The 13,375-nt window shown below is 54.1% G+C and carries 11 protein-coding genes; all 11 read left to right on the top strand.

The genetic code is table 11. From position 1 onward, the window contains the following. Positions 1-31 precede the first annotated feature (31 nt). The 11 genes from murD to HMPREF3192_RS03250 all read left to right on the top strand — a co-directional run bounded on the left by murD (position 32) and on the right by HMPREF3192_RS03250 (position 13,042). On the top strand, positions 32-1,759 hold the full coding sequence (gene murD, locus HMPREF3192_RS03300; RefSeq protein WP_231723347.1) for a UDP-N-acetylmuramoyl-L-alanine--D-glutamate ligase: 1,728 nt from the start codon (positions 32-34) through the stop codon (positions 1,757-1,759). Then, complete coding sequence (locus tag HMPREF3192_RS03295; protein WP_066305308.1) at positions 1,756-3,333, top strand: FtsW/RodA/SpoVE family cell cycle protein; 1,578 nt, start codon at positions 1,756-1,758, stop codon at positions 3,331-3,333. The genes murD and HMPREF3192_RS03295 overlap by 4 nt, the downstream gene beginning before the upstream one ends. Positions 3,334-3,338: 5 nt before the next feature. Continuing rightward, positions 3,339-4,700, top strand: coding sequence for a UDP-N-acetylglucosamine--N-acetylmuramyl-(pentapeptide) pyrophosphoryl-undecaprenol N-acetylglucosamine transferase (locus HMPREF3192_RS03290; RefSeq protein ID WP_082715612.1), 1,362 nt, complete (start codon positions 3,339-3,341; stop codon positions 4,698-4,700). Positions 4,701-4,859: 159 nt separating this feature from the next. Then, complete coding sequence (locus HMPREF3192_RS03285; RefSeq protein WP_082715611.1) at positions 4,860-6,527, top strand: UDP-N-acetylmuramate--L-alanine ligase; 1,668 nt, start codon at positions 4,860-4,862, stop codon at positions 6,525-6,527. A 13-nt stretch (positions 6,528-6,540) separates the two neighbouring features. After that, complete coding sequence (locus HMPREF3192_RS03280) at positions 6,541-7,800, top strand: cell division protein FtsQ/DivIB (RefSeq protein WP_066305303.1); 1,260 nt, start codon at positions 6,541-6,543, stop codon at positions 7,798-7,800. Positions 7,801-8,135: 335 nt separating this feature from the next. Further along, positions 8,136-9,278, top strand: coding sequence for a cell division protein FtsZ (gene ftsZ, locus HMPREF3192_RS03275; protein ID WP_066305300.1), 1,143 nt, complete (start codon positions 8,136-8,138; stop codon positions 9,276-9,278). 80 nt (positions 9,279-9,358) lie between these two features. Beyond that, on the top strand, positions 9,359-10,234 hold the full coding sequence (locus HMPREF3192_RS03270; RefSeq protein WP_231723346.1) for a purine nucleoside phosphorylase YfiH/LACC1 family protein: 876 nt from the start codon (positions 9,359-9,361) through the stop codon (positions 10,232-10,234). Between the two features lie 18 nt (positions 10,235-10,252). Further along, positions 10,253-11,026: a YggS family pyridoxal phosphate-dependent enzyme gene (locus HMPREF3192_RS03265; RefSeq protein WP_082715609.1), complete on the top strand. Its 774-nt coding sequence runs from the start codon at positions 10,253-10,255 to the stop codon at positions 11,024-11,026. 86 nt (positions 11,027-11,112) lie between these two features. Then, positions 11,113-11,991 (top strand): cell division protein SepF, encoded by an 879-nt coding sequence (locus tag HMPREF3192_RS03260; protein ID WP_066305293.1) that lies wholly within the window; start codon positions 11,113-11,115, stop codon positions 11,989-11,991. 82 nt (positions 11,992-12,073) lie between these two features. Next, positions 12,074-12,325: a YggT family protein gene (locus tag HMPREF3192_RS03255; protein WP_066305292.1), complete on the top strand. Its 252-nt coding sequence runs from the start codon at positions 12,074-12,076 to the stop codon at positions 12,323-12,325. Positions 12,326-12,364: 39 nt separating this feature from the next. Next, positions 12,365-13,042 carry a DivIVA domain-containing protein gene (locus HMPREF3192_RS03250; protein WP_066305291.1) on the top strand — a complete coding sequence of 226 codons (678 nt, stop codon included), beginning with the start codon at positions 12,365-12,367 and terminating at the stop codon, positions 13,040-13,042. Positions 13,043-13,375: the final 333 nt, after the last annotated feature.

Here is a 13,375-nt window from a genome sequence, read left to right as displayed (position 1 = left end):
CGAGCAAGCGATGGGTATGACAAGGCAAAATGTGAATGAACAACGTGCGGACGAGAAGACCGTTGGTGCTGCGAGCGTGGGGGAGAAGTGCATTTCCGCAGCGGTCGCGGACGAGAAGACCGTGGACGAGAAGACCCTCGGCGATGTCTGCATTTTGGGCGTCGGCAAAACAGGTGTGGCCGTTGCTCAGTATTTGTTAGATTTGCCCCGCGGGACTGTTCGATCTATCACCATGTATGGTGGTACTCAGAGTGGCGCTCATGCGCGTGAACCCCAGACGCATGAAGCCCAGGTGCATGAAGCTCATACGCATGAATCCCAACAACAGCAGCAACCCGCCGACGATCCTTTGCAAAACCTTGCTGATGCTGGTGTTCGACTCGTGTTGGGAACCGATGAGGTGAAAGCGCCAGCCAACGTTGCTGCGTATAACCTTACGATTACCTCTCCTGGCATTCCGCCGTTTAGTCGCTTTTATCAGACAGCAGCTTCGTGCTCGAAAACCATGATTGGCGAGCCTGAATTTGCGTGGCGCCAAAGCCCTGACAAGTGGATTGGTATTACGGGAACCAATGGCAAAACAACGACGACCACGCTCATTGCGGCGCTCTTGCAGCAGGCGGGTCTTCTCGCCAAAGCGGTGGGTAATATTGGCACCCTGAGTATTGCAAACGTGGCAAAGCGCCCCGCCGACGAGTGGTTTGTGGCTGAGCTTTCGAGTTTTCAACTTGCCGAGACGCAGCACTTGCATCCTCGCGTGGCCATTTTGCTGAACATCACGCCCGATCATCTGTCGTGGCACAAAACCTTGCAAAATTATGTTGCTGCCAAAGAACGCATCTTTGCGCAGCTTGATGCAGGTGATTTGGCAGTCATTTCTTCCGACAGTAATCTAACGCCCATTGTTGAACGCCTGCATAAACGGGGACTGCGTGTTTGCATCTGCGATACGGCCGCTGATCCACATACACCGTGTGCGGCTTTTGTCGCCGAGAAGACCTTGTATGTGCGATTGGATGCCAAGCTGTATGCGCTGCTTGGAGTCGATGAGCTCACGCTGAAGGGGACGCATAATATACAAAATGTGTTAGCAGCCTGTGCTTGTGCACTTGATCTGGGGCTTTCTGTTGAGTCGATCTGCCAAACGCTGCGGAGTTTCTCGCCCCTTGAGCATCGCATCGAGCCTGTGGCAACCGATGCAGCAGGCATTCACTACATCAATGATTCTAAGGCAACCAACACTGATGCTGTGGTCAAAGCACTGACAGCGTTTCCCAAGGGAAAAGTTATTTTGCTGGCAGGAGGCCACGACAAGCACACGGAATTGACTGAGTTTAATCAAGCTGTGTTGGAAAGTTGTAAGGCCGTGGTTTGTTTTGGTGAAGCGGCATCTCGTTTGAGTGAAGCGCTATCCACGTATCAGGAGCAGACACAAGTTTCGGGCCAGAATCAGACATCACAGCAAGACCAGCGTCAAACAGATGATCCGCGCTTGCGCATCGAGCACGCTAAGCATCTGGCCGACGCGCTGCAGCAGGCAATAGCGCTTGCACACAAGGGTGATTACGTGCTCTTATCGCCAGCATGCTCTTCCTTTGATGAATTTAGCGGCTATGAAGAGCGCGGACGTGTGTTTAAGCAGCTGGTTATGCAGCATGTAAACCAGCATCTGAACCACGCTGCCAATTCCGATTCCGAGACCACCAGCCCCGATAAAACTACCGATAATAATCCAAAGGAGTGTGAGAAAAGCTCATGAAACCACCGCGCGCTTCACGAGATTCGCACGCTCCAAACACTCGCATAGCTGATCGAGGCCATGACCGTCGCAGTGCTGCACCTGGTACCGCGCGCAACGCTGCGCGCACCGCGCGCAGTACGCGCAAAGAGCGTCCCCACGGAGTGCTTCAACGCATAAGCGCAGGTGTACCTGCTCGTTTTATGGAACCGCGCCTGCACTTTATCGTGACGGTGTTTGCGCTGTGCGTGTTTGGCTTGCTGATGGTTTTCTCGGCAAGTTCCGTCACAGCGCTCAAAAACAGCGGAAACGCCGCAGCGCTCTTTAATCGACAACTTGCGTTTACCTGTGTTGGAGCTGTGTTGGCCTTTGCAATTAGCCGCATCGACTATCACCTCTATTGCAAAAATCTAAAAATTGCGGCCGGTCTGTCCATCGTGTTGTTGCTGGTTACCGTTGCAGCTGGCTCATCGTCCAAGGGTGCCGCGCGTTGGATTTCGCTCGGCGTGTTTCGCTTCCAGCCGTCCGAATTTATCAAAGCGGCCATTATTTTGATCGCTGCCGAACTTCTCTACCGCTTTTATGTCGAGAAGACCATGGATACCCGCGAAGCAGCCATAAAAGCGACGCTGGGCATCGTGATCCCGCTGGGGCTGATTTTCATCCAGCCCGATAAGGGAACCACGATCATCATTTTCGTGACCCTGATGTGTATGGCGTATTATGCAGGTTTTCCTGGGCGTATTCTGGGCGGACTCGCCGTGGTCGGTCTTATCTTTATACTGATTGTGGCGCTTGCGACCGGCTATTCTCGCTCGCGCTTTTTGGCGATGCTCAACCCCGAGTTGGATCCGTACGGCATTAGTTACCAGCTGCTGCAAGGCTTTTACGCTTTCGGCAACGGAGGGCTCACGGGTGTCGGCATCGGGCTTTCACACCAGAAGTATTTTTATTTGCCCGAGGCTCACAACGATTTTATCTACGCGGTTATCGGCGAAGAGCTTGGCATGGTGGGAACGCTCGGTCTGCTCGCGCTATATTTCTTGCTTATCTTGTTCGCGTTGCATATTGCCAGTCACGCCCCCGACCTGCGGGGAAAGTTTATTGTATGGGGCTCGGCCACTATCTTGGCGATCCAGGCGTTCGTCAACATGCTGGGCATCGTCGGGCTCATCCCCATGACGGGCAAGGCGTTGCCGTTCATTTCGTACGGCGGTTCGTCCATCATGGGCACGCTCGTGCTCGTGGGGCTGATTTTGTCCGTCTCGCGCCAAAGCGTGCTGCCCGAAACCGAGTTTGACCGCCGCCGCAGCCAGCTTTCGCTTGCGGAGGCAGGACCTGCTAGCGCATCCGCTGGGGGAGTGCGTGGCGGGAATTCCACTGCCTTGACATTTGCCGCTCGCGAAGGTGTACGTGTGCTTCGCCGAGAAGATCGTTCGGATCGCGATGCACGCTCCGACCGCGAAAAGCGAGAAGCCCGCGCAAGTTTATTAGGCTCTTCTGCCCGCGGCAAACGTGGTGCCAAAACAAAACGTCGCGACAATTCAGGTGCATCGCACGATGAAGCAACAACCGTTACGTTGCGCAGGAGGTAAGGCGCATGTCACAGCAAAACGAAACAAAACAGCAAAACGAAACAAAACAGCAGACCGAAACAAAACAGCAGCAAGGCGCTGAAACCTCGCAGGGGCAGCCACTCGCTGAAACCCCGCAGCAACCCGAAACTAGCCAGCAAGCCCCGCAAAAACCCCTGCACATTGCCATTGCGGCAGGAGGAACCGCTGGTCACGTGAACCCTGCACTCGCGCTCGCCGAAGAGCTCCTACAGCGCGGGCATAAGGTTTCGTTTTATGGCCAGCCCAACCGTCTCGAAGCAAAGCTTGTCCCCGAAGCGGGCTACGATTTTGTGGCCCTGCGCCTGACTGGTTTTGATCGCAGCCGCCCCTGGACGCTGCCCATCGCGCTGTGGAACATGTATAAGGCACAAAAATATTTGCAGCAGTACTTTAGCGAGCATCAGGCTCCCGATGCAGCCGTCGGCTTCGGTGCGTACGTGGAGCTCCCGCTCGTGCGCTGGTGTCACGCGAACAATGTTCCGTACCTGCTGCACGAGCAAAATTCGGTAATCGGCCTCGCAAACAAAATTTCTGCCCGTCAAGCTGCGCGAATTTGTGTGGCATTTCCTGCCGCGCAGCAAGCCTTTGCGCATATCCTTGGCGAGAAAACCAACGACGCCGTCGAGTCTGACGCTGGAGTGGAGTCCACCGCCAACGTCGAATCCAGCGCCCCCTCTAGCGTCCCCGTAACCTCCACCGCTTCTTCTTGCATCGTGCTCACAGGCAACCCCGTGCGCAAGTCGGTTATCAATGCCACTCGCGACGAGGCGCGCAAAAAGCTCGACATTCCTGCCGACGCGCAACTGCTTGCCGTTGTGGGCGGAAGCCTTGGAGCGCAGCACGTAAACGCCACTATCGCCACACTCAAAGATGCCATCCTGGGATCCAAAAACCTCTACGTCATTCATTCGACGGGCGCTGCCGATTTCGACAAGACTGTCGAAGCGCTTCAGCTTACCGATGAGGAGAAGAAGCGCTATCGTTTGCTGCCTTACATTGCCAATATGGGCGATGTGCTCGCCGCTGCCGACTTGATTATTTCTCGTGCTGGTGCCTCGTCCATTGCCGAGATCTCGGCCTTGTGCGTCCCTGCTATTTTGGTGCCTTATCCCTTTGCAACGGCCGATCACCAGACGACCAATGCACAGCGCCTGGTCGACTGCGGTGCCGCTCTGCTTTTTCCCGATGACCAGCTTGATTTTCCGCTTTTCGCGCAGGAGCTCTTCTCGCTTTTGCACAACGAAAAGCGCCTGGCCGACATGCGCCATGCCGCCGCAAGCCTGCGTTCGTCAAGCGCCGCCGCGCAACTTGCGGATGAAGTGGAAAGCGTATATAAGGCGCACTAAAACGAGCAAAACGCGCACGAAACGCCGCAAGATAGGGTAGAGTTGTAGCGTATGCGAAGCATGAGCGTCCGCTGGCGATAAGACCGCACGTCTACAACCACGCGTTCGGCGAGTCCGTTCTTAGCGCTTATACTTCGAGAATTTTGAGGAGAGACCTATATGTCAAATACACCGTCAAATGTCACGTCCGCAACTTCAACAGTACCCACGGCTGTAGCGCCCAGCGCAGCCGCCACCTCGTTTCCGTGCTCAAAAGCGCACTTCATCGGTATTGGCGGTGCAGGCATGAGTGGCATCGCACTCGTGTTGCACCAGCGTGGCGTGTCCGTCAGTGGATCTGACCTCAAGCAGTCCCACTACGTGCGCGAAGTTGTCGAAGCTGGCATTGAGGTGTTTATCGGTCACGAGGCCAAGCACATCGACGCCATCAAACCCGATGTTGTGGTCATCTCGAGCGCCATCCCCGAGAGCAATCCCGAACTTATCCGCGCCCGAGAGCTCGGTTGTGAAGTCTGGCCCCGCGCAAAAATGCTCGCTGCCCTCGGTCGTGGCCGAGAAGAAATTGCTGTTGCAGGCACCCACGGCAAGACGACTACCTCGTCGATGATCTCTTCTATGCTCGATCACATGGGCTGCGACCCCGCGTTTCTTATCGGCGGCATCGTCGAGGAGTACGGCACCAACGGCCGCGACGGCAAGGGTGGCTACTTCGTTTGCGAGGCCGACGAGTCCGACGGTTCGTTTTTGTACCTCACGCCATCCATTGCAGTAGTGACCAACATTGAGGCCGACCACCTCGATCATTACGGCAATCTCGCGAATGTCGAGAAGACCTTCTGCAAATTTATGGATCTGGTGGGCGACGCTGGCTGCATTGTGATTAACGGCGACTCGAAGCACCTGGTTGACCTTGCGCATTCCACGGGTCGCCGTGTAGTGACCTATGGCTTTAACGATTCCTGCGATTACGTCTGCCGAGAACTACAAGCCGAGCCTGTGGGCGTTGCCTGTGCTACCAGCGTTGACACCGTGGGAACCAGCGCCAATGCCGTTTCCACCGCTACCGCATCCTCCGCTGACCCTACCGACATCAACTTCGACGAACATCGTGACGCCATCAACAACCGCATGACCATTACGATGTCCTCAGGCGAGCAGGTTAACGTGGTCTTATCGGCAAATCCTGGTCGACACAACATTTCCAACGCCACTGCCGTCATTGCAACGGCCGACGTTTTGGGTCTTGACGTGCATAAGGCAGCCGCCGCGCTGTCGCAGTTCAAAGGCGCACATCGCCGCTTTACCCACGTGGGCGAAGTAGGCGGCATCACGGTTGTGGACGACTATGGACATCACCCCACCGAGATCGAAGCAACGCTTGCTGCTGCTAAATCGCTGCACTTCAAGCGCATCGTGACGTGCTTCCAGCCGCACCGCTATTCTCGCACGCAAGCGCTCGCGCGCCAGTTCGGAAGTGCCTTTGACGATGCTGACGTGCTCTTTGTGACCGATGTGTTTGCCGCTGGCGAGATGCCCATCCCTGGTATTTCGGGCAAGACCATCGTCGAGGCGGTGAAGCAGTACGGCCATGTCGACGACGTGTCGTTTATCCCCATTCACCATGGGCTTCTCGATAAGCTCTGCGAAGTATGCAAGCCTGGTGACCTGCTGATCACACAGGGTGCGGGCGACATTACGATCCTAGGACCCGATTTTATTGAGGCGATGCAAGAGCGTTTGACCGCCACTTCTGCCAACACTGTCTTTGCCGAGAAGGGCGTCTGTGCTACTAAGGATGCAAACGCTTCCAAGGGTGCGACCGTCTAAGGTATCGGTTGACATGGCACATTCGGACCACAAAAAGCTCAAGCCCACGAAGCGCACCTCGGCTTCTGCCTCTGCAAGCTCGCGTTCTTCGAACGCGCGTGACGAGAAGAAACTCCTCAAGCACCTCAAAAAGCAAGGAGCGAGTCCTGCACGTCTTGAGGCACGTCAATCGCTGCGCCAACGTTTGCAGGCTTTGGCAGCGGCCTCATCGCAAGCTGGCAGCGAGCGAGCGCAGCAGCAGTCGCGCGGTATATCGTCTGCAAGCACGTCAGCCAAAGCGAGCCGCGGATCGCGCATGCACCTGCCAGTCTTTTCGATTTCCCTTAAAAAGATCCTGCTCGGCTTCATAGGCATTGCTGCGGTAGGTGGACTTTTGTTTGTACTGCTCATGCATGTGCCAATTTTTCGCATTGAGTCGATCGATGCGCCTAAAACGTCGCATATGACCAGCGAAGTTATTGCTAAGCTCGCGAACATTCCCGCAGGGGTCACGCTGCTCAATGCTTCTATCGATACCATTGCCAACAACATTAAGCGCAATCCCTGGGCCGAAGAAGTGCGTATCACACGCGTGTTTCCAAATAAGCTGCGTATCGAGGTAAAAGAGCGCACGCCTGCTGCCCTTGTGCTGATGAATTCTGGCGATATTGCTTGGTACATAGGCCAAGATGGCACGTGGATTGAACCTTGCAAAATTGCTGCTTCCAAAGAGCAGTCGGCATACGACATTGCTTTAGCGCAGGCTACGAAGGTTGGATGCTTGTTTGTGTGGCAGGTGCCTGCATCTGTCAATCCGCAGGCTGCGACCAAGACGACCGACCCGAGTGTTTTGGAAGTGTTGCGTTACGTAAAAGGCTTTAGCAAGGACTTCTCGAAGACCATAGTGTCGTATGCTGCTGCCAGTAGTGAGTCAGTATCCTGCGTGCTTTCCAATGGCATTGAGGTATCACTCGGCGCAGCGCACGATATCACGACAAAAGAAGCGACCATTAAGCAGTTGATCGAGCAGCATCCCAATCAAATTACCTTCATCAACGTGCGTGTTCCTTCTCGTCCGAGCTACCGCAAGGTTGGTGCCGAGTCAGTCGATCCTGGCACGGGCGGTCGCGTGGTTGGTGGAAATCCTGCTAATGGTAATCCTGCTAATGGTAATCCTGCTGGTAATCCGCCTGGCGACAACCAAGCTGGCGACAAACCCACCAACAAGTCTGCCGACAAACCCGCTGATCCCAAAAAGCCTACTGATAAGCCTGCCAATAAACCCAGCGCTTAACATTCGAGCGACCCTCTAGTCTCTCTCCATGGCCTTCTCGCCTTCCAGCAGCTTAAACTCTCAGGGTATACTTTAGGGTTATCTCAAATCTAACACAGCGCCTGACCTGCATTTTTCACCGTTTACACAAAAAGCTTGCAATGTACGAGCCAGTATGAAAAGATTACGCGCTTTACCTCTAGCTTTTAGTTTAAGTTGAGCTTTAAGGTTGTTGGTAAAGCTGGTAAGTGAAAATTGTAGGAAAGCTTGTTAGTAAGTCTTTAATGCGAGTGTATGCGCGATGAGCCCATGAGTCATGAGCCCATGAGCGTATGTGCCCAAAACAAGGAGGACTCATGGCAGATACAGAAGCTACCCAGAATTACCTTGCGGTAATTAAAGTCGTCGGCGTTGGCGGCGGCGGTACGAATGCTGTCAACCGCATGATTGAAGAAGGCATTCGCGGCGTTGAGTTTGTTGCAATCAATACCGATGCCCAGCAGCTGGCTATTTCCGATGCCGACATTAAGGTGCACATCGGCACCGACATCACTAAGGGTCTGGGTGCAGGTGCCAATCCCGAGGTTGGTGCGCAGGCAGCAGAAGAGACCCGCGACGAGATCAAGCGCGCACTTTCTGGTGCCGATATGGTCTTCATCACCGCAGGTGAAGGTGGCGGTACGGGTACTGGTGCTGCTCCTGTGGTTGCCAACATTGCTAAAAATGACGTTGGCGCGCTGACCGTAGCAGTTGTCACAAAGCCGTTCACCTTTGAGGGCCGCGTGCGTGCAGGTGCTGCTGTCGAGGGCATCAAAACCCTTGCCGAGGCAGTCGACACGCTCATTGTGATTCCAAATGATCGTTTGCTTTCTATTTCCGAGAAGAAAACCACCATGCTCGAGGCCTTCCGTTTGGCCGACGACGTGCTGTGCCAAGGTACGCAGGGCATCACCGACCTTATCACCGTACCTGGTTTGATCAACCTCGACTTTGCTGATGTCTGCACCGTTATGCGTGGTGCTGGCAGCGCCATGATGGGTATTGGTATGGCTTCCGGCGATAACCGCGCTGCTGATGCAGCTCAGGAAGCTATTTCGAGTCCTTTGCTCGAGAGCTCAATTGATGGTGCAACCCGTGTCCTTCTCTCCATCGCGGGTAACAAGGACTTGGGCATTCAAGAGATTAACGAGGCTGCCGATCTGGTTGCTTCCAACGTCGACCCCGAGGCAAACATCATCTTTGGTACCGTTGTGGACGAGTCGCTTGCCGATCAGGTGCGCGTGACCGTTATTGCCACTGGTTTTGATGATGCTTCTGCGACGAGCATGCCTGATCTGCGTGGCCGCGTTGTTTCTCCTCGTCCCGCCGCCCCCAGCGTTGTTCCCGCACCTCGTGGTGCAAACGGCGCAGCCGCTCGTGGTGCCAGCCGTCCTGCCCCGAATTTTGGCAATCAGGCATTTGATATCCCTGAGTTTTTGAAGAACAGCGTTCATAAGTAAGGTTCATGGTAGGTAGTGCCGTGCAAACGCAACCTCAATCGCAACCTCAATCGCAACTTACTGAATGTACAAAAGGTGGCGTGACCCTTCTGAGTAATGTGCAGCGCAATACACAAAGCACAGCACAGAGCTCAGCGGGGGTCACGTTTGCCTTTACCACACGAGGTGGGGGAGTTTCGAGGCCTCCGTATGCTTCATGCAATCTTGGCATGGGTGTTGGAGATGACCCTCAAGCGGTGTTAGAAAACCGCCGCCGCGTGTTAGAAGCGCTTGGTCATATGCCACTCGCGCAGCATTTGTTGGTTCCGAGTCAGATTCATTCGGACATTGTGTGTTCGATTAGCAAGCCTGAGCAGTTTGATGAGGTGCGACAGCAGATAGCCGAGGGCTGTGATGCCATCGTGTGCACCACGCCTGATGTTGCGGTGCTGCTGTGTTTTGCAGACTGCACGCCCGTGGTACTTGTGGCAGATTCTGACGAGGCTGTCAAGAAGACCAATCAGCTTGCAGCCTCACTCGATGCCACCAACGAGAAACTCGCCGAAGCTACTCGATCTTCTCGGCTAGGATTTGCGGTTGTGCATTCGGGTTGGCGTGGTACCAAAAAGCGCATTGCTGCTCGTGCACTAGAAGAGCTGTGTGCGCAAACGGGTTGTGTGCCATCGCAGGTGCATGCCTGGGTTGGGCCGCACATTTCGGCTGCTGCATACGAGGTGTCCGAAGAGTTGATCGACTCGTTTGTGGATGATTTTGGCGAGAGTGTTCGCGTAGGCGAGCGCAATCTTGACATGAGTCGGGCCATTTACCTCACGCTGTGTGAGGCGGGTCTTGTCAGCGAGCATTTTTATGATGTACAGCGTTGCACGGTCGGCGAAGTCGATACGTTTTTCTCATATCGTGCCGAGCACGGGCAGTGCGGCCGCCATGGTGCTATCGCTTTTATGAGCGACAAATAGGAAGTGTGCAAACTCGTTATGCAACAGTGTCAAAACTATCGTGATCCACAGTACGACGGCTTTCACCGAGAGGACCCACGATACAGTGATCCGCAGTATCGTGAGTTTCTCGGACAGCGCCGCGCGCAGATTTTGGATTCGGTGGCCTCGGCAGCTCGCGAATGTGATCGAGACCCCAGCGAGATCGATGTGATTTGCGTGTCCAAAACAGTCGATATCGAGCAGGTCAAAGAGGCTCACGAAGCTGGCTGGAATCAGTTTGCCGAGAATCGCCCGCAGGAGCTCATGCGCAAAACCGACGCGCTGCCCGATCTGAGTTTTGACATGATTGGCAACCTGCAAACCAACAAGATCAACCACGTACTTGGGCGAGCCCGCCTCATCCATTCGGTTGCTTCGTTGGAGCTCGCCGCTGCTGTCGAGAAACGTGCGCAAGCGCACGGTCTTATCGTCAAGGCATTGCTTGAGGTCAATGTGCTGGGGGAGGCTACCAAGTCGGGATTTTCTCCGCAGGAATTGGCTCGCGATGCCGAGGCACTTGCGGCACTTGAGCACCTTCGCTTTTGCGGTCTGATGGCAATGGCGCCCGCGCATGATAAAACTGCAGCTCAGAAGTGTTTTGAGGGCCTGCGCAATCTTCGAGACGAGCAAGAGGGTCGCATGGGGTGTGCATTGCGGGAGCTTTCGTGCGGCATGAGTGATGATTATATGCTGGCCATCGTCGAAGGTTCGACGATGGTGCGGCTTGGTAGAATTGTGTTCGATCCAAACTATGCGTTTGACGTGTGTTAGACTGCGCGCCATCCGCCCACAACTAGTGTTATTGAGTGTTAGACCAGTGTTAGAGCAAGAGGGAAGAATCGATAAGGGAGTAAGCGATGAATTTATGGAACACCATCAAAGAGAAGTTTCATTTAGCGCCTGAATACGATGAGTACCACGACGAATACGATGATGATTTTTATGACGACGAGCCCGATCAGTACGGCGAGCCGAGCGACGCACAGCAGCAAGTAGGAGGCGCGCGCGATAGCCGTCGCGGTGATCGCGCCGACAGAGGACGCCAAGCCACAGGTGGTTTTTCGGGCAATGGGCTTCTGGGTAACACCCCGCGCCCTGAAGCCGATAGCGTGTCGGTGTATACGCGTTCTGGCCGTCCTTTGGGTGGCAATGGTGGAGGCCTTGCTCAGACAACCTATCCCGAAGATGAACCCGAGATGCCACGTCGTTTTGGGAGCAATTTTGGTTCCACCGCTGGTCGTACCACGGGTCTTGGCACTGTTGCAAGCGCTACCAGCGCTGTTGCATCTGTCGCAGCCGACATCGATGAGTCCGCCGACGACGCAACGAGCGTCAACACCGCCGCCACTGCACCCGCAGCGGGCAACCACGCTGCAAGCGCAGGATCTTCTCAGCCGACACGTTCGATGGCAATTCCTCGCGCGAGTCGTTCGGGCCATGAGGGTCGTGGCGTCAGTCAGCTACCTGCGTATGTCTTGATGCCGCAGTCGTATGAGGATTGTCAAACGGTGGTGCGCCGTGTGAAGACCAATCAGCCTGTGGTGTTGCTGTTCCGCAACACGAATTTGGACTCCGCCAAGCGCATTTTTGATTTTTGTGCGGGCCTGGCCTGTGGTGTTAATGGACAAATTCAGGAGTTAGGTGCACAGTGTTTTGTGGTGCTTCCCGAGGGGAAAGAACTTTCTGCGCAAGAAATTGCCAAACTTACCGCCGATGGTACGATCGTACGCGACTAGGCTGCAATTAGACCTCGCTGCTTGCAATCAGCGACCTGTCGTCCGCGAGTACCCAAAGTACAGTAAATGAGGATTTAAGAACATGATTCCCTACGCAATAGCATCGCTCTTTCGTTTTTACAAGATTCTTGTTCTTATCTGGTGTGCCTTATCGTGGTTTCCCATGGGGAACGAGTTCGTCGAGGACTTCAAAATAGCGCTCGATAAGATCATCTGTCCGTACATGAATCTCTTTAGGCGTTTTATACCTGCGATGGGAGGGATTGATTTTTCGCCTATTATCGGAATTATTGTATTGGACTTCATAAAACGTTTGATTCTGAGTATACTTTAGCTAGTACTTTAGCTAGCGCGAGTTTCGAAAGGAAACCTTATGGCTATTACACCGGCAGATATTGATCAGCTTACCTTTTCGCCTTCTAAGCAAGGCTACGACACCGAAGAGGTCGACGCCTTTTTGGAGCGCCTTTCTGGTGAGCTTGACGCTATGCTTCAAAAGATAGCTGACCTCAAGGGCCGTCTTAACAATTCCGAGCAGCAGCTCGCGGCCGCAAACGAGCAGGTCGCTCAGCTTTCCTCACAGTTACAGGCAGGTGACGCAACGCAGGCAGCCGTTTCGGCTCCTCTTGTTAGCGCCGCCGATACTTCGGCGAGCGAGGCTCAGATTTCGCGCGTTCTTATCGTTGCACAGCAGTCTGCCGATAAGATCATCAGCGATGCAAAAGATTCTGCCGATAAGATCCGCACCGAGGCTGATCAGCGTGCCCGTGAGGTTATTCGCGCGGCGTTGGCCGAGAAGCAAAACGAGCTTGATGAGATTGACCGTCTGAAGGCTTCTCGTGAGGAATTCCGCTCCGAGTACAAGAATTTGTTGCAGCACTTTATGGATGACGCTGACGCAGCCTTCCCCAACCAGGTGCTTTCGTCTGCATCGACCGCGACTGACTATCATGCCGCAGCTCCTTCGGTAACTGCAGCTGCTGCAAAAGAGAACCCTTCGCCAGTTGCTCCCGAGCACACGCCCGCTATTAGTTTGGACGATTTGGACTAAGGTAGACGCGAGCGTCGTGGCGTGTTAGCGCTGTGGCTGCACATCTATAGTATTTCAATGCATCGCGTGTTTTAAAAAGATCCTAAAATGGCTGTTGACGCAGGTCAACGGCCATTTTTTCATGCTCACAACTTCAGCCATATTTTAGTTACATTTTCCGATTTTATTTTTTCAGCTATAGATTACTCTCTATTTAGAAAAATTTTATAATTCATACAGCTTTATTTGGGTTCGCACTTTTAAATGAGGGGTCCTCTATGAAAAAGCAGTTTATTTCAAAGCTTTTAGTTGCGGGTTTATTAGCTGCAGCAGTTCTTTTTGTTGGTAGTTCCT

Source organism: Atopobium deltae (genome assembly GCF_001552785.1).
GTDB classification, from domain to species: Bacteria; Actinomycetota; Coriobacteriia; order Coriobacteriales; family Atopobiaceae; genus Atopobium; species Atopobium deltae.
This window is presented reverse-complemented; position numbering and strand designations above follow the sequence as displayed.

Bases quoted from the DNA above. Each gene is read 5' to 3' on its own strand.
- HMPREF3192_RS03265 (WP_082715609.1), top strand. From the start codon at position 10,253: ATGCAACAGTGTCAAAACTATCGTGATCCACAGTACGACGGCTTTCAC.
- ftsZ (WP_066305300.1), top strand. From the start codon at position 8,136: ATGGCAGATACAGAAGCTACCCAGAATTACCTTGCGGTAATTAAAGTC.
- HMPREF3192_RS03295 (WP_066305308.1), top strand. From the start codon at position 1,756: ATGAAACCACCGCGCGCTTCACGAGATTCGCACGCTCCAAACACTCGC.
- HMPREF3192_RS03255 (WP_066305292.1), top strand. From the start codon at position 12,074: ATGATTCCCTACGCAATAGCATCGCTCTTTCGTTTTTACAAGATTCTT.
- HMPREF3192_RS03290 (WP_082715612.1), top strand. From the start codon at position 3,339: ATGTCACAGCAAAACGAAACAAAACAGCAAAACGAAACAAAACAGCAG.
- HMPREF3192_RS03280 (WP_066305303.1), top strand. From the start codon at position 6,541: ATGGCACATTCGGACCACAAAAAGCTCAAGCCCACGAAGCGCACCTCG.
- HMPREF3192_RS03250 (WP_066305291.1), top strand. From the start codon at position 12,365: ATGGCTATTACACCGGCAGATATTGATCAGCTTACCTTTTCGCCTTCT.
- HMPREF3192_RS03285 (WP_082715611.1), top strand. From the start codon at position 4,860: ATGTCAAATACACCGTCAAATGTCACGTCCGCAACTTCAACAGTACCC.
- HMPREF3192_RS03260 (WP_066305293.1), top strand. From the start codon at position 11,113: ATGAATTTATGGAACACCATCAAAGAGAAGTTTCATTTAGCGCCTGAA.